This is a genomic window from Streptococcus sp. 343_SSPC, assembly GCF_001072385.1.
GTDB lineage: Bacteria > Bacillota > Bacilli > Lactobacillales > Streptococcaceae > Streptococcus.
The window spans coordinates 1-17,159 of record NZ_JVKU01000005.1; the positions used below are offsets into that span (position 1 = coordinate 1).

The 17,159-nt window shown below is 44.5% G+C and carries 10 protein-coding genes; 2 read left to right on the forward strand and 8 right to left on the reverse strand.

The window, feature by feature from the left end:
* Nucleotides 1-65 precede the first annotated feature (65 nt).
* The gene (locus tag ADH27_RS00345) at nt 66-644 is read right to left on the reverse strand and encodes a TetR/AcrR family transcriptional regulator (protein ID WP_048687917.1); all 579 of its coding nucleotides are present in this window, start codon (nt 642-644) and stop codon (nt 66-68) included.
* A 127-nt stretch (nt 645-771) separates the two neighbouring features.
* Between ADH27_RS00345 and ADH27_RS00350 the strand changes: the two genes are divergently transcribed.
* Nucleotides 772-1,614: a DegV family protein gene (locus ADH27_RS00350; RefSeq protein ID WP_048714820.1), complete on the forward strand. Its 843-nt coding sequence runs from the start codon at nt 772-774 to the stop codon at nt 1,612-1,614.
* Nucleotides 1,615-1,978: 364 nt separating this feature from the next.
* On the opposite strand, the gene ADH27_RS00355 is transcribed toward ADH27_RS00350, so the two are convergent.
* The 4 genes from ADH27_RS00355 to ADH27_RS00370 all read right to left on the reverse strand — a co-directional run bounded on the left by ADH27_RS00355 (nt 1,979) and on the right by ADH27_RS00370 (nt 9,251).
* Nucleotides 1,979-3,625 (reverse strand): hypothetical protein, encoded by a 1,647-nt coding sequence (locus tag ADH27_RS00355; RefSeq protein WP_048714822.1) that lies wholly within the window; start codon nt 3,623-3,625, stop codon nt 1,979-1,981.
* A complete protein-coding gene (locus ADH27_RS00360; RefSeq protein WP_048714824.1) occupies nt 3,615-4,358 on the reverse strand; it encodes an ABC transporter ATP-binding protein in 744 nt (247 codons plus the stop codon). The genes ADH27_RS00355 and ADH27_RS00360 overlap by 11 nt, the downstream gene beginning before the upstream one ends.
* Nucleotides 4,359-4,463: 105 nt before the next feature.
* Nucleotides 4,464-6,038 carry a M20/M25/M40 family metallo-hydrolase gene (locus ADH27_RS00365; RefSeq protein WP_048714931.1) on the reverse strand — a complete coding sequence of 525 codons (1,575 nt, stop codon included), beginning with the start codon at nt 6,036-6,038 and terminating at the stop codon, nt 4,464-4,466.
* A gap of 120 nt (nt 6,039-6,158) precedes the next feature.
* Nucleotides 6,159-9,251 carry a CocE/NonD family hydrolase gene (locus ADH27_RS00370; RefSeq protein ID WP_048714826.1) on the reverse strand — a complete coding sequence of 1,031 codons (3,093 nt, stop codon included), beginning with the start codon at nt 9,249-9,251 and terminating at the stop codon, nt 6,159-6,161.
* Between the two features lie 473 nt (nt 9,252-9,724).
* Here ADH27_RS00370 and ADH27_RS00375 point away from each other — a divergent pair, with 473 nt between their 5' ends.
* Nucleotides 9,725-11,176, forward strand: coding sequence for an alpha-amylase (locus ADH27_RS00375; protein ID WP_048714828.1), 1,452 nt, complete (start codon nt 9,725-9,727; stop codon nt 11,174-11,176).
* Nucleotides 11,177-11,543: 367 nt separating this feature from the next.
* On the opposite strand, the gene trxA is transcribed toward ADH27_RS00375, so the two are convergent.
* The 3 genes from trxA to ADH27_RS00390 all read right to left on the reverse strand — a co-directional run bounded on the left by trxA (nt 11,544) and on the right by ADH27_RS00390 (nt 17,138).
* Nucleotides 11,544-11,858, reverse strand: a complete 315-nt coding sequence (gene trxA, locus ADH27_RS00380; RefSeq protein WP_006595996.1) for a thioredoxin — start codon at nt 11,856-11,858, stop codon at nt 11,544-11,546.
* A gap of 93 nt (nt 11,859-11,951) precedes the next feature.
* On the reverse strand, nt 11,952-15,023 hold the full coding sequence (locus ADH27_RS00385) for a CocE/NonD family hydrolase (protein WP_048714830.1): 3,072 nt from the start codon (nt 15,021-15,023) through the stop codon (nt 11,952-11,954).
* A 114-nt stretch (nt 15,024-15,137) separates the two neighbouring features.
* The gene (locus ADH27_RS00390; RefSeq protein WP_048714832.1) at nt 15,138-17,138 is read right to left on the reverse strand and encodes a peptide ABC transporter substrate-binding protein; all 2,001 of its coding nucleotides are present in this window, start codon (nt 17,136-17,138) and stop codon (nt 15,138-15,140) included.
* Nucleotides 17,139-17,159: the final 21 nt, after the last annotated feature.

Sequence of the window (17,159 nt, forward strand, 5' to 3'; positions counted from 1 at the left end):
ACTGCGTCTTGCTCAACAATCCAAAAATAATTGAGAGGCTAGGACTTTTGTCCCAGCCTCTTTTCTTATTTTCTTTTCTTTTGAGGAAACAAGGGAAGACCTAAGGAAGCCATCTTCTCCGCCGGCACCTTCATGCCATCCTTAATCCACTTGGCTAGGACAGAGACAATGGCTGAGCTGAGGAAGGAATTCAAATAACTAGCTGGTCCTTGTGAGGATTTCTGACTTTTACTCCTCTTTTCTAGAAATTCATAAACAGCCTTGGTGAGCAGTTTCTCAAAATTATAATCGACGGCCAAGCTGATAATGCGGGCTTCCTTCTTGGCCTCTTTAAAGAGATAGACCCAAATCTGGTACAAATCGGTCTTAAAATTATAGCCTTCTAAAGACTTGGTAATCTTCGAAACAGTTGATTGGAAGATGGATTCGAGCAATTCTTCTTTTGACTCATAATTTCGGTAAAAAGCTGCACGAGAAACGCCTGCTCTCTCCACCAATTCTGAAATGGTAATTTTTTTCAAGTCCTTTTTATCCAACAACTGAAGCAAGGAAATCTCCAAGGATTCCCGTGTGATGGCATTACTTTCTTGATTGGATCGCTTTAGGTTCGCTAAGGATTTTTCTGATATCTTTCTTTCTGCCATAACACTTACTTTCTATCTGTATCATCTGAATGTATCTGCTTTCAGAGAATGCAACTTCATGATATAATTGTAAAAAAAGACTAACTACTTGTCAATGTACAATTTTTTACATTTTGAGGTAATAAAAATGAAATGGAAAATTATTGCAGATTCTGGCTGTGATTATCGTACTTATGAAAGTGCTGCACCAGATACTAGCTTTGTTTCAGTTCCCCTTACCATCCAGATTGGTGAGACCATCTATACAGACGACGCCAACTTGGATACAGACAAAATGATGGAAGATATGTATGCTACTACTACTGCTTCCAAATCAGCTTGTCCTAGTCCCGATGACTATATGAAAGCCTTCGAGGGGGCTGATAATATCATCGTTGTTACCATCACTGGTACTTTGTCTGGAAGCCACAATAGTGCTCAGGTCGCAAAAAAACTTTATCTAGAAGACCATCCTGCAACCAATATCCATGTGATTGATAGTTTATCAGCTGGGGGTGAAGTGGACCTCCTCGTCCGCAAACTCCATCAACTCATCGCTCAAGACCTTGACTTTGATCAAGTGGTCGAAGTCATCACTAAATACCAAGAAAAAACCAAACTGATTTTTGTACTGGCTAAGGTCGATAATTTGGTTAAAAATGGTCGACTTAATAAAATTATCGGAACGGTTGTCGGCCTCTTAAACATCCGTATGGTCGGCCAAGCTAGCGATACTGGAACCCTTGAGCTCCTCCATAAAGCCCGTGGACAAAAGAAAGCTATTTCCACTACTTTTGAAGAAATGCTCAAAGCCGGCTATAAAGGTGGACATATCACCATCGCTCACCGTCGCAACGAGAAATTCGTAGAACAACTCTCTGCCTTGGTCCATGAAAAGTTCGCCAATGCGGATATTGAAGTTCTTCCGACCTCTGGCCTCTGCAGCTTCTATGCTGAAGAAGGTGGCCTCTTAATCGGCTATGAAATTTAACAACAAATTATAAAAGACTGGAACTCATTCCAGTCTTTTATAATGTAGACAAACTATTTTAAAGTAAAATAAGTTAAGCGATTCTGCAGAAATAGAAATGAGTTCCAATTTTTAAATCGATTCAAAAAAATACCAAAACTTTCCGCTGTGAGAAAAGTGCCTGAAACAATAACGTTTCAGGCACTCGGAATTATTGAGACCTTAGGCTCAATAATTAGTCTTGGAACTTCGAAGAAGTTCGCTGACGTCCGTACTCACCTAAGGAAAGTTTTTAATATGACTTTGTCTTCAATCTGAAAGGCTAGAACTCATTCCAGTATTTTAAAATACAGATTCCCTCCGGTCAGACCAGAGGGAATCTTTTTTATTCACCAATTTCTTGGTTAAATTTATAAAAAGTACGTTTATAGATAGAAACAGTTGCAAGAGCTCCTATAGTTGCAATGAGAAGATAAATCACACTAGCAATCAAGGTAGTAAAGGCCACAGCAGAGAGATAGAAAGCAAATCCTATCAAAATCAGCATGACGATAATAAAGATAAAGATTAATAAGCCTCTCAGGGCAGCATTCCCTCTGTTACGGTTCATCAGATCTGTCACAGTCGACCAATTAGTGGTTAAGAGCTTGTAGTCTCGTCTAAAAGCGATCACACTCAAACTCAAACTAGTCAAAAACCAAATCAAAAGCATGGCTAGAAGGGAGAGGGGATGGACCCCAAAGTAGCAAGATACCCCTACTAAGAGCACGATCGGCAAAGCAGACTGGACCGAAAAGAGGATCCAAAATTTCTTCAAACAATAGCGTTTAAAGTCAATCGGAAGGGCACGAAGATATGCGAAATTTTCCCGCTCCAAGGAGATCCCAATACTGGTCAAGCTTTCCACAGAGTTGAAGACTCCAATCATGAAAGCAATCAGAGATAAAGGAAGGAGGTATTGGGGCGTGAGGTAGTTTTCAATTTGGAGGGAAGCTCGCGATGCCCCTAAAAACAAGCCAAAGGTGAACAGATAAGGAAAAATCGCCATCATGAAGATAACCTGCGTCAGCAAGGTACCATCACTCAGAAGCCGTTTATGATAGGAAACGGTAAAACGATGAAAGGCCTTCTGATCTCCTAGCTTCATCTGACTCACCCGCTCCTTGACCGCGTGGCTGGAAGAAACCTCAAGGGCAGCATCATAGAAATGAGGCAAGACCTGACTTTTTACTAGCCAAAGGAGGACTACTAGAACCAATACCCAAGCCAACATCCCAAGTAGAGCTCCTGAATCTAAAGGATTCAAGATAAAGGTATGAAAGACCTCTATCGGAGGAAAAATGCTGGGTTGAGTGACCAGATTACCCACTGCTGAGTGCTCTGACTGGAGCATATTGATATAGAGATAGGCTCCAATGGAAATGAGACTACTCAATCCAATGATGAGGTTAGACACCAAACTGGTGTGCTTCTTAAAGACAGCTGATTTGGTAATCAGATGGGATAAGAACAAGGTGCCTAAGAAGAGGATGGAGAGGAGAATTAGGGCACAAAGAAGGCCAAGAAGGAGCCCTACCAGAATATTTCCCCCTGCTTGGATAGGAAGAATGATGAAATAACTAATCATTGGAAGCAGGGCCATCAGGAGCACTAAGATGACCGAAATACTCTTTCCTGCAATTACTTCTGTATCCGAAAAGGCATAGGGACGGTAAAATTGTAAATCCTTGCTTTCGTAAAAGACATTGTAAAAACTCATCAAGCCTTGGGATATGGCTAAGAGCGCAAAAAGCGTAATCATATTGACAAAGGGACCAGGGCTAGAGACAAAATCATTGGCACTAGAAAGTATCCCAAAAAGGAAGAGATAAAGGAGACCGATAAATATATAGGTCCGAATGGACTGGGCGGAAACATTGACCTTCCTAGTCGGATCCTTTTCCTGCTTCTTTCTAAATTTCGCTAATTGAGCGGGCTGAGTCGCATAGATGATGTTGACATCGACTAGGCGACGAACCATTTTAAGACGCATCTGGACTCACCTCTTCTCTTCGACCGGCCAGTCCAAGATAGATGGACTCTAGACTTTGTTCTGGGTGTTGCCCCTTTAATTCCTCGATGGTTCCATAAAAGATAAGATTTCCCTTCTTCAGGATGGCAATCTTATCACAGAGTTGCTCTGCTACTTCGAGGACATGGGTAGAGAAGATGACCGTGTTGCCCTTGTCCGCATGCTCCCGCATCATCTGCTTCAGATCATAAGAGGCTTGTGGATCCAAACCAGTCATGGGCTCATCTAGGACCCAGATGTCTGGATCAGATAGAAGAGCCCCGATGACAAAGACCTTCTGGCGCATCCCATGAGAGAAAGACTCGATGACCTCATAGCGATGACTAGCAAAGTCAAACAGATGCAGCAAATGCTCCAAGCGGTCATCACATTCCTGCTGGCTCATATCATAAGAAGTAGCGACCAACTCCCAAAATTCATTGGCCGTCAATCGAAGGAAGAGATCTGGCGAATCGGCTACGTAGCCAATTTTCTTCTTTATTTCCAAGCGATTGTTATAGAGGTCCTTCCCATCTACTAGGATTCTACCAGTCGTCGGGGTGATGACACTGACCAGGCTCTTAATGGTCGTTGATTTCCCGGCTCCATTATGGCCGATCAAGCCGACAATTTGTCCATCTTCAATGGTTAAGTTCAAATGGTTCAATGCCAGTTGACCATCGTAATCCTTGGTGACTCCTTGAAATTCAATCATAGATTCTCCTTCTCCTATTCCACTTCCCTAATGAAAGAAAGTAGTTACTTATTTTGCCTATATTTTAGCCCTCTTTTCCTCATTTGTCAATGGAAAACTTAAGTATTAAAGCAATTCATCAAAGCGGTAGAGAAGGCCAAACAGATAACTAGGAATGGTATCTAGGAGATCCTCCCTATAGACCCGTTCCCCTCTTTGATGGAGTTCCTTGCCCCAAGGTCCCAAATTGACTGCCGGCACTTGGATCTGGGCAATTTTTTCCAGATCCAACTCGTAGACTTGAGAAGGGGTCGCCAAACTATCCAAGACAACCTGATAGCTTGCTAGGTCTCTCTCCAAGGCGCAATAACTGGTGTCACAAATGCCCATGAAGTATTCCTCCACCTTCAGGCTCAGGCCGCGTCTTCCTAAATAGTGGCGGTAATCATCCACCAGGGTGCCAATTTTGAGACTGGTGTTTGGTAAAGAGCGACAGTTCATGGATGGGTAATAGGGTGGTGCAAAGCCAATAACGACCAATGGAGTCTTCTCCGCTAGGAAGTCTAAGTAAGCTTGGATCTGCTGGATGGCAATAGCCTGATAGCTGACTCCAGTTAAGAAAGCTTGGTAGGCCCTTTGCTCACATTGCTCTTGGAAGCTTGAAAAGCCTTCCTTCTTTTGGCAACGATCCAGCAATTCTTGATAGCTGATCACCCATGGCTGAGCTATCAAATGTTCTTGTCCCGCTTGGTCCTGGAGGGACAGGTATTTGACGTAAAACTCATCAACCGCTTCCTGGCTCAACTCCTTGATGCGTTGCAGTAATTCCTGAGGGGTCTTTTTCAGATGCAGCACACTGAAATAGCCAGCAGCGTAGAGGACCGTCGATACATCATACTGGTCCTTCAAATCTCGCAGATAAGACCAAGAAGGGAGAGGAGACTGCTCTCCCAGCGCTTGGTCGGATAGGTCTGGATGGAGATCCAATTTCGATGCGACTGCGATTAAGAGAGAGAGGGCGTTGATTCCTTTTAGAGGCTCCTTCATATGGGATAAGACACCCTGAGTCACGACGACTGGCATGAGCTTGCCGACAGTACCGATGTGCAGGACCTTCTCCTTATCACTAGTGGCTTCAAAGGGTTCTGAATCGACCGCTAAGACATAGTCCAAGTCAAACTCATCTTTTAACTGACAGAGCAAACTTAATGCTCCTCTCATCCCACGTGAATAGGACTCCTCATCTCCCACAGATAGGTAGAGGAGGTTGACCTGACCCCCTTCTGGATCGGAGGCGTAGGCTTCTAAGACACCCAGTTGGAGCGCTAAAGCCGCCTTCATGTCACAAGAACCTCGTCCAAATTGCCATTGGCCAGAATCTAGGTCCTCCTGCATTTCTGATCGAAAATCAATGCCCTTCAAGGCTTGAACCAGTGCCTCGGAATCCAAAGCTATAGGGGCTAGGGGACCGTAATCTTCTAGATCTACCGTATCGTGGTGGTGAAAAAGGATCACTGTCTTTTTCTTGCCCTTATCGACCAAGGCCCAATTGACACTGCGATGAAGATGGTCATTGGGAAGAGGGTAGCGACCAAAGTGCTGGGGGTGACTCTTGAAATATGGAATAGACCCAATTCGTTGGTCTAGATAGTCTTCTATCTCCCTTTCTGTCTCGGTATTAGTAAAGCTCGGTATGGACATTGCCTCTTGAAAAATGGTGGCAATTTGTTCTTGGAAATGCTCTATGGATCTCAATGAAAGCCTCCTTCTGATGGACTGGATCCTTTGGTATGCTATCACCCTTGGGCGATCAGTCTGGTATTATTGATCTTCTTTGCGACGGTAGACAACTTTCCACAAGCTAGTCGCAAGGAAGGTTAGCAAGCCATAAACTGTCCAGATATTTACGGTTTCTCCAGTTTCAGGCAAGTGAGCTTCCTCCTTTTCAGGCAAGCGAGCGACACTTTCCTCTCCTTGGCTTTTGCTTTCGCTGACGTGTGCTAATTGAGCCAATTCTTCTTTCTGTTCTTTACGGAAGTCCATTTGGTCTCGTCCGACTGGTGGTTGTTGTTCCAGATGACTAGCTTGATCAGCTACAGAGACCTTACCGGCTTCTTCCACTACAGTAGGCTTCTTCTTAGCGATTGGGAGAATACGATCTGCCAAGCTTGCATATTCGGTATCCTTTTCACTTGGCTGGTAGCGGAATAAAAGCGACCGACTAGCTTCGACAGTTGGGATGGTTGTTGAAATAGAGTCTGTTTTGAAGGTCACTTCATATGGATCCGCAAAATAGATATAATCCGGATCATAGGTGTGTAGACTCAAGACCAGACGATGACCTTTTTTCACTGTATACAAGTTTGGCTGCAAGTACATGGTGTAATCATGGAATTCATTTTCTTTCACATCGATGGACTGACTAGAGCTAGCAGAGTCATAGCGAGAAGCTGGATTGGCCAGATTCATCCACCCACGCGCAATTACCACACTCTTAACCTTGTGGGTCTTGTAACGTTTGAGAGGCAAGGTTTCAAGGTTGCTACCATTCCAGTAGCCTGTCTCATCGATGGTTTCTTTTTCCAGTGTGCGCGTGCTATAGCCATCTTTGTCATAGGTGATTTCTTCCTTGACCACATCAAATTCCTCATCGGAAACATCCATCAGAGTCGCACTGACATGGGCATGGTTCTTGTCTCCCTTGACAAAAGCTGCGCTAAAATGCACCGGAATATGACCTTTGATGGTCGTATCTTGGTCGACGGTGGCTGCATAGGAAGCTGCCACTTCGGAAGAATGGAAGGCTGCATCCTGGTTGCGTGTTGTCCAGTTGTTTCCCGTGCCATAATAATCCCCCGTTACCGTTACCTCTTCACGCTTGGAGTAGATCCGACCTGAGATAGCTTGATCCGTATCCCATTTGTCAAAACGGTGCCACTTGCTAGGATCCAAATTGTCCTGAGCCGTTACTTGTGGGAGATTTTCAATGCCATTTTCGATACCGTAGAGGTAATGGCTATACCAGAGATTCATCAGGTCATTAAAAGCTTGTCCTGCCACTTCTGTCCCTGACCAACGCGTGGATGGATAGATGTGATTGCCCTGGTGGAGCAAGACCTTGGGATCGATTCCTGCCTTCTTATAGGCTTCCAGCATAAGTTCGAAATGTTTAGGCTTGACGTTGTCATCATTGAGCCCTTGGATAATGAGAGGAGCTGCCTTTAAGTTGGCTGCGTTGAGCGTGTAGTCGCGTTTCGCATATTCTTCGTTATAATTATGACCATCCTTGTGTTGGAGTTCATTGAGCTTGGTGATGTAGGCTGCATAGTAATCCTTGACCTTGTCCCAATCTTCCTTGTCAAGGATACGACCAGAGGTATAGACAGATAACCAGGAAAGGTCATTGGAAGCACCTGTATCAAGGGGAGATCCTTGGCTGTTGAAATGGTCATACCAACTGGCAATCCCTGCTGCTGGCACAATGGTCTTGAGACCTTCCACTCCAGTAGACGCCACTCCAAAAGTTGTCGTACCTGCCCAAGACAAGCCTGTCATGGCGACATTGCCGTTGGACCAGTCTGCCTTGACTTCGTGGTTGCTAGTCTTATCAGAGTAGGCTTTGCGTTTGCCGTTAAGCCACTCCACGATATTCTTGTATGCGGCCACTTCAAGATCAGAGCCGGTCGTATTGATCCCATCGGATCCTTTTGAGCCCAAACCACTACTGGTCACCACTGCATAGCCACGAACCAAGTAGTAATTGTACCAGTTGAGATTTTCATAGTCATAGTGTGTATAGTCATCCGAGCTTTCACGAGGATTGACATAGTACCATTCTTTTGGATCGGTCGCCTTGGCTACTTCTTCTGTCGTTACAGTTTTGCTGGCTTGGCGTTTGGCAGGTTTTTCATAGAGCTTGGCCATCTCGAAGTTTCCACCTTCTTTGAGACCAATTCCCTCTAAGGTACGCTCTTCGGTCGTCCCTGTTACATAAGGGCTAGCTTCAAAGATACTGGCAGCCTTATAGTCCCCATTGACAGCAGCTTTTGGCACCTGTACAAAAGTCTTGACCAAGTCAGGTTTGCCGTCTCCATCCGTATCATAGTCAGTTTCAACATAGACAATATAGCGGACGATGTCACTCTTATCATAGGAATAATGCTCAATATCATCCCCAGGTGAAAATGGGAAGATGGGCTGGGCTCGTCCATTCAAAAAGAGAGGTTTCTTCCGCTCTGCTCGGTATGCAGTATGGAGCTTTTTAGCCACTTCTACCATGCTGGAGAGGTCCGTGATCGGTGCAGAACCCTCTACTCCCTCCTTGACCATCCCTAAGCTCTTAGCAAAAGCCAATCGGTCCTTATCAGTAGATCCGACTTGGTTTTCCTTGGTCGAGGCCCAGTTCAAGAGCTGGTTGACAGCGTCTATCACTGTAGCTTCCTTCTTCACATCTGACTCTGCTACTGGTTGACCAGTCACTTCTGAAAGTTCTCCTAGAGTCACTTTAGGAGCGCTAGAAACTGGAGAAGGATTCTTCTCTGCAACAGACACTTCTGCTGATTGAGGAGCATCACTAGTAGGCTGGACTGGAGCTTTTTCTGCTACAGCAGTCTCCTTGGTCGGAGAGGATTCATTTCCCGTTGTCGGCTGAATCGTTGTAGGACCTGTTTCAGCAGTCGCTTGGTCCAAGTTAGGTTGATTCGTAAGCTCCTTCTTAGGAGACAGCTCCCCACTTGCTGGAACTGCATCTGAAATAGGAGTGGCTTCAGCTGTACTTGGCTGTCCCACCTGGGTAGTCAAGGCTGGTTCTACACCATTCGTAGCTACTTCCTCCGCCTGGACATGGCGCGCCAAAACAACTGGACTCAGTAACAAACTTGCAAAAACAATCGAAACAAGGCTAGATTTTTTCATATACAAACTCCTTTGAAAGGTGTCGATTTAACGGTTTATCCGAAACGACAATAAGTAGACAAGATCATTTTTCAATAGATGCAGTAAAAACGAACCCTCCTTTCAACAACGGCATCTCCTCCTGTCCGCAAGCTAGAATTCCTCTCATTTGGTATACAGCTAGCTTTCAAACAGGATAACAACTTAACTGACAGCAGGGAAAATCCTACAGACATTCCTTCCTGTCAATCAAATGATGGAGACACTTCTTCGACTGATAGTCCCTTTTTAGACAGATTGAGCCAACTTGAACAAAACCGAAAAAAATAGTTCCTATTCATGAGGGCAAATTCCCCATTTTTCTCATGCGAGAGCTCGTTTCCAGCCCATTTATCCTTAATCCAATAAAGACAGCGTTTTCGAGAGTGCAAACCTTTGCCCTATCCTGTCATTTTTGGTAAAATAAGGCATTATTCACGAAAGATGAGAACAAAATGGAAAATCAAACCTTAATGCAATATTTTGAATGGTACCTACCCTCAGATGGCCAACACTGGTCCCGCTTAGCTGCAGATGCTCCTCACCTGGCAGACTTGGGCATTCGTAAAATCTGGATGCCACCAGCTTTTAAAGCGACATCTGCCAATGATGTCGGCTACGGCGTCTATGACCTCTTTGACCTCGGAGAATTCGACCAAAAAGGGACTGTCCGCACCAAATATGGTTTCAAAGACGTCTACTTGCAAGCCATCCAGGCCTTAAAAGAAGCTGGAATTCAACCCATGGCTGATGTGGTCCTCAACCATAAGGCAGCAGCCGATGGTTTAGAAAAATTTGAAGTGGTCGAAGTGGACCCTAACGATCGGACCATCGTCTTGACAGAGCCTTTTACTATCAAGGGCTGGACCAAATTTACCTTTGATGGCCGAAATGGAGCCTACAATGACTTCCACTGGCACTGGTACCACTTCACCGGTACCGACTACGATGCTTCCCGCAATAAGAGTGGCATCTACCAAATCCAAGGGGACAACAAAGGCTGGGCACAGGATGATCTGGTCGATAGCGAAAACGGCAACTATGATTACCTCATGTACGCTGATATCGACTTCAAACACCCAGAAGTGGTCGAAAACCTCAACCAATGGGCTGAATGGTTTATTGAAACAACTGGGGTAGAAGGCTTCCGTCTCGATGCGGTTAAACACATCGACTCCTTCTTTATGAAGAACTTCATCCAACAAATCACGGACAAGTATGGTCAAGATTTCTACGTATTTGGTGAGTTTTGGAATGGGGATGAACAAAGCAACAATGACTACCTAGCTAGCATTGACTATCAGTTTGACTTAGTCGACGTTGCCCTCCACCAGAATCTCTTTAGAGCTAGCCAAGAAGGGGAAAACTTTGATTTAACCACTATTTTCAATGGTACACTCGCAAGCAATCATCCAGAAAGTGCTGTAACCTTTGTCGATAATCACGATACCCAAAGAGGCCAAGCCTTAGAATCCACCGTTAGTGAATGGTTCAAGCCTGCCGCTTATGCCCTCATTCTCCTCCGCGAGGCTGGACTGCCATGTGTCTTTTACGGAGACTATTACGGCATTTCAGGGGACTTTGCCCAACAAGATTTCCAAGCGGAGCTTGATCAACTCCTTCGTATCCGCAAAGACTTAGCCTACGGTGAACAAAGAGATTACTTTGACGATCCTAACTGCATTGGTTGGACTCGCTCTGGAACGGAAGAGTCTGCTCCTATCGCCTGCGTCATTTCAAATGCGACTGCATCTGCCAAACGCATGGAAATCGGCCAAGCATATGCAGGACAGACCTACTACGATGCCCTAGGAAATTACCAAGAACCCGTTCAAATCCAAGAAGACGGCTGGGCTGATTTCCCAGTCTCAGAACGCTCTGTCAGCGTATGGATTTTAGCAGACTAACTAGAAAATTTAATTGACTGAAGAGGCTAGGACAAAAGTTCTAGCCTTTCAATTGTCTTTGGATTGTCGAGCAAGACGCAGTGGTTGAGTGGGCTCTACTACGCTGATTTCATCAGCTTTTACAGCCCTACTCAACTGTGCGGAGGTGGGACGACGAAATCGAATTCTAACGAATTACCGATTTCTGTCCTACTCTCTTTCTTATATTTTATGGCAAACCACAGGTTCATTCTAACACCTTAGGAAAGCGCTGTCAATTCCTTATCTTATTCTGTTAACAAATTCATAAAAAGAAAAAAACTCGCCCACTTCCATCATCGGAAGTGAACGAGTTTGATACGCTAAGAAGCCAAGGGCTTCTTTTATCTTAGCTTAATTCCGCAACAATTGCTTTGAGTTGTTCTTTGGTGTGAACACCAGCGACTTGTTTCACCACTTGGCCATCTTTCTTGAACAAGAGTGTTGGGATAGACATGATGCCAAAATTACGAGCAGTGTTTGGATTTTCATCCACATCCATCTTAAAGATCTTCAAGTCATCTTCATGGATCTCTTCTGCCAACTGTTCCAAGATTGGTGCCTGCATCCGGCAAGGACCACACCAAGTTGCCCAGAAGTCCACCAAGACCAAGCCTTGGCTAGTTTCTTGTTCAAATGTTGCATCTGTTAGTACGTGTACCATAGTTCCTCCTTTGATCAGTGCTTTCCACTAATCTCTCATTGATAGTTCTATTCTACACCAAAATTCTAGTTTTTAGAAATATTTGCTACGTTCTCAGCCTTGGACATCTTCTTTCTTTTTCTTCCAGAAAAGAAGGCTAGACAAGAGGAGGGTACCTAACCCATAGAATCCTATCCATTCCTTTTCAGTGCCTGTTTGAGGAAGCTGACCTGCTTTTTCTTGCGCTGGAACTACTGCTTTACCCGTCTCATAGACAAATGTTTGTCCATAAGCAACAGATAGAGATTCTGGTTTTGCAGTTTCTTTCTCAGCCGTTTTGACGAGTGGACGAAGATTTGTACCAGCAGGAATCTCTGATCTACCATATCTTTCAGGCTCTGGAAGGACTGGCAGATGGTATTCTTCGATGTAATGAACTGCTGGTTCTACCAATTTGGCTCCTTGAATCTCTGGAAGGGCAGCATATGCTGTATCAGCCGCGTTAGGAAGATAAGTAGCTACTTGCGAACGCGTCCCTTCTACAATCGGAATGGTCGCACGGATAGAATCTGTCTTGAAGGTGACTTCGTAAGGATTTTCAACGGTTAAGTCAGATGGATCATAGGTATTGAAGACTAGGGCTAATTTGTGGCCCTTTTTAACCGTATAGAGGTTTGGTTGGAGATGGACCGTATAGTCGTGGAATTCTCCAACTTTTGGCTCGATACTATTTCTTGAGCTGGCTGAATCATAGCCAGACTCAGGGTTGGCCAGGTTGATCCATCCTTTAGCAATGACCTTGTATTTAGTCTTAATGGTCTCAAACTCTGCTACAGAGAGATTAGAAAGGTTACTTCCCATCCAGAAGCCGTCTGCTTTTTTATCTGCTTTGACGCCACCGTTGCCGACCACATCAAATTCCTCATCAGAGACGTCGACTAAAAGGGCATTGATCTGGAAGTTTTTGCCTTTCCCCTTAGCCAGGGCTGCCTTGAAGTGCACAGGGATATGCCCTTTGATGGTAGTATCTTCTGTCACCTCTGACACAAAGGTCATGTTGGCTTTTGAAGAACCTTGACTCACAGTTTCGTTGCGTTTAGCAATCTCTATGCCAGCTCCTGCGTAATCACTTGAAATCGTCTCTTCCAAGCGTTTCGACTGGGCATTGAGGAAGAGGCGTTGTGAAGTCTTCCAGTTATCATAAGTGGTCCACTTGCTTGGGTCATAGTTGTTTTGAGCCAAGACAGCTGGTAATTTGTCAACTTGATTCTCTACCCCGTACAAGTAATGACTAAGCCAGGTATTCAAAAGATCATAGAAATCTTGGCCATTGGCCTGAATACCATAACCACGAGACATGGCTGCTGGATAGACGTGGTCTCCCTGGTGGAGATAGAGCTTGACATTTTGGCCTGCCTTCTTGAGGGCATCGTACATGAGTTCAAAATGCTTGGTTTTAACGTTGTCATCATTCAAGCCGTGAACCAAGAGGGCACTGGTCTTGAATTTTTCAGGATGAAGGGTATAATCCCGCTCCTTCCAGACATCGCTGTAATTGCGTTCATGCGCATTTTGATCCTTGTTGAGCTGGTTGATATAGTTGGCATAATTTTGCCAAATAACAGCCCAGTCTTTTTCATCTAGAATCCGAGTACCGACATAGAGGGACAACCAAGATAAATCACTATATGGTGGGTTCCCATAAGCTGTTCCTTGACTGTTAAAGTAGTCATACCAAGAAGCGATCCCAGCAGCTGGTACGATGGTCTTCAAACCTTCGACTCCTGTACCTGCGACACCAAAGGTCGTAGTTCCAGCCCAGGATAGACCGGTCATGGCGACATTTCCTGTAGCCCAGTCTGCCTTGATTTCGACATTGCTAGTCTTATCTGTGTAGGCCTTGCGCTTGCCATTGACCCACTCAATAATATTCTTAAAGGCATTGATTTCGAGATCAGACCCTGTCGTATTGAACCCTTCTGATCCCTTGGTTCCTAGACCAGCACTGGAGATAAAGGCATAACCTCTGACCAAGAAATAGTCATACCAGTTCAAGTCTTCGTAGTCATAGATATACTCGTAGGGACTGTAGTAATACCAATCCGAAGCCTTGGCTTTCTTGGCTGCTTCGACTGTCGAAGAGCTTCCGACTGCCTTGCGTTTAGCTGGTTGCTCCCGCAATTTCTTCATATCGTAGGAGCCATCTGTCGGCAAGCCCAAACTTTTAAGAGTCACATAGTTCTCATCCAAGGTTCCTGCTACATAGGGACGCGCTTCAAGAATGGTCGCCGCCTTAAAGTCTCCCCTGGCAACCGCTTTAGGCAACTGGACAATGGCCTTGACCAAGTCAGGCTTACCATCTCCATCTGTATCGTAATCTGTCTCTACATAGACTGGGAAGCGGACGATTTCACTATCCTCATAGTGATAGTCTTCATTTGATTTTTCCCCAGTAGTATAAGGGAAAATCGGTTGAGATCGCCCATTCAAAAAGAGAGGAGCTTTCTTTTCAGACCGATAGGCATCGTAGAGCTTCTTGGCAATGCTGTACATATTGGTCAGCTCTTCTTGACTGACCTTACGGTTCAAGTCTTCTTGAGTGCTAATCATTCCTAAACTCTTCGCAAAGCGTTCCCGATCCGCAGCTGATTGACCGGCCTGCTTGGGATCCTTCGCAGCCCACTGAAGCAATTCATCAACGGCATCTTGAACCGTTAATTCCTTGTCCTTGAGGTCACTATTTGCCAAGCTACCTGTATAAGACGTTAAGGCTTGTCCTGTTGCTGGAGTTGATGTTCCCGTCGAAGTAGCTGAGCTAGCTTGGACACCTGTTCCCTGAGGCGCTTGTGGAATATTTGTTTTTTCAACAGTCGGAAGAGCCTTGTCTTGACCAACTGGCTTGTCAACCTTCTCTGTCTCTGCCGGAGCAATTGGACTCGGTCCTGCAGGTTCAGAAGTCTCTACTTCCTTCTTAGGTTCCACACTTGTAGCGGATGCTGCTTGATCTGCTTGAGATTGGGAAGCTGCTCCTTCAGAAGCTACAGGCTCCGGAGCCACCTGAGTCACCACTTCTTTCGTTGGAGAAAGCTCTGGTAGGTTCTCATCTGCTGCTACCACTTGATTTAAGACAAAGGGAGCTAGCAGAAGGCTTGAAGCCACCATGGACACCACTGTTTTCTTTTTCATAAAAGAGACCTCACTATTTTGTAATCAATACAACTATTATACTATGTAAGCGCTTTTATAGCAAATTCTGAACAAGAAAAAAATCGAGGCAAATTTGCCTCGATCAAAAGATGCTTATTTCACATGATCTTTTAATTCTTCTTGAGCTTTTTGGTTAGACTCTGCTTGCTCTTTCTTCCATTTTTCAAGAGCTTTGTTGTAATCTTCGGTTGTTACAGCCTTGTCTTGAAGTTCCATACCTTTATAGACAACGTTGTCTTTCCCTTTACCACCGGTCCAGCCAAATGGTGCTGAGAATGGTACAACACGAGTCAAGAATGGACGACCAGTCTTAGAAGTTGTTGGGATGACCAAAGCACTATCAGTCAACCAAGCTTGAGCTGCAGCATATTTCTCATAACGTTTGTTAAGGTCTTGTGTTTCAGCTCCGGCTTCATCGACCATCTTCTCAAAGTCGTAGAGACCAACTTTCTTAGCTGCCTCGTTGTTTTCGCTTGGGTCAAATCCAAGGAAGGTACGAGTGTTTTCACCAGAAGATGCTTTCAAGATATCAAGGTAAGTTGATGGGTCTTGATAGTCAGGGCTCCATCCAACGTTATCTGAGATATCCCAGTCTTCGTCTTCTGCCTTAGCAGCAAAGAGCGTCACGTTCAAGAGGTCTTCTTTAGATACCATGTGGATATCGACAACGACGTTTTCTTTTCCAAGCGTACTTTCAACCGATTGTTTGAAGGATTGAGCACGTTGAACCTTAGATTGAGTCGTTTGGTCTACTGGCATATCCAAGTGGATTGGGAATTTCACACCATCTGCTTCAAGTGCAGATTTCGCTTTGGCAAACTCTTCTTTGGCTTGTTTTTCGTTGTAAAGACCATTTTGACCATCGTCAAGATTTGCATCTTTCCACTCGTCTCCATAAGTCACCAACTCAGATTTAACCATCTCACCGAAGGTCTTGCCATCTGCTTGAACGAATGTAGGTGGGATGTACAAATTACGGATCAGTTTGCTTGCTCCATCTTTACCATTTGCTTGGGCAGCATAGGCTTCACGGTCAAAGGCAAAGCTGATTGATTGACGGAAGTCTTTGTTCAAAAGAGCTTTCTTAGTAGATGATTTTTCTTCATCTGTTGTTTTCGCAGTGTACTTGTAAGACTGACGGTCGATATTCACACCGATAACGAAGGTGCTGGCATCTTGAGGAGTGTAGATGATTTCATCTTTAAACTTCTTAGCTTGGTCTGTAAATCCAGGTCCAGTTGGGAACAATTTAGCAAGGCTAAGAGCGTTGTCCTCAAATGAGTTCGCCAATTTACTTTGGTCTTGTCCATCATAGTATTCGAGCTTAACGTCTGTGATGTGAACATTGTCCTTATCCCAGTAGTTTTCATTCTTGCTCATCTCGATAGATGATTTAGAAGTGAAGCTCTTCAAGATGTATGGACCATTGTAAAGAAGAGAGCTAGTATCACTTGCTTGCGCAAATTTATCCCCTTTAGATTCTACGAATTTCTCATTGATTGGGAAAGTGATCCCAAGAGTCAACTTAGAATTCCAGAAAGGCTCTGCCTGGTTCAAAGTGATTTGAAGGGTATGATCATCAACTGCTTTAATGCCTACATTTTTGAAGTCTGAAGTCTTACCTTCAACATAATCATTCAAGCCCTTGATAGAGTTTTGAATGATGTAGAGCATTTCAGACTTGTGGTCAGCGGCATACTTGATCCCTGCAACGAAGTCATCTGCTGTCACATCCGCATACTCTTCCCCTTCTGAATCATACCATTTGGCATCATCACGAAGTTTGTAAGTATATGTCAAGCCATCTTGAGAAACTGTCCAATCTTTAGCAAGTGAAGGAATCAAATTTCCATACTTGTCGTTTTCAAACAAACCATCAATCAAGTTTCCTGTGATTTCGTGGGTTGCAGCTTTACCAGATGTGATGTAGTTCAAGTTTTCAGGTTCTGTCTCATAGACGTAAGAGAATTTTTGACCTGACTCACTTGATTTTGAGCTTGAGCTTGATGATTTAGAACCACCAGAACATGCTGCAAGAATACCTGCTGAAAGAAGAGCTACTCCTGCAAGAGCAATGACATTTCTTTTTTTCATTGTTTACTCCTAATAAATTTT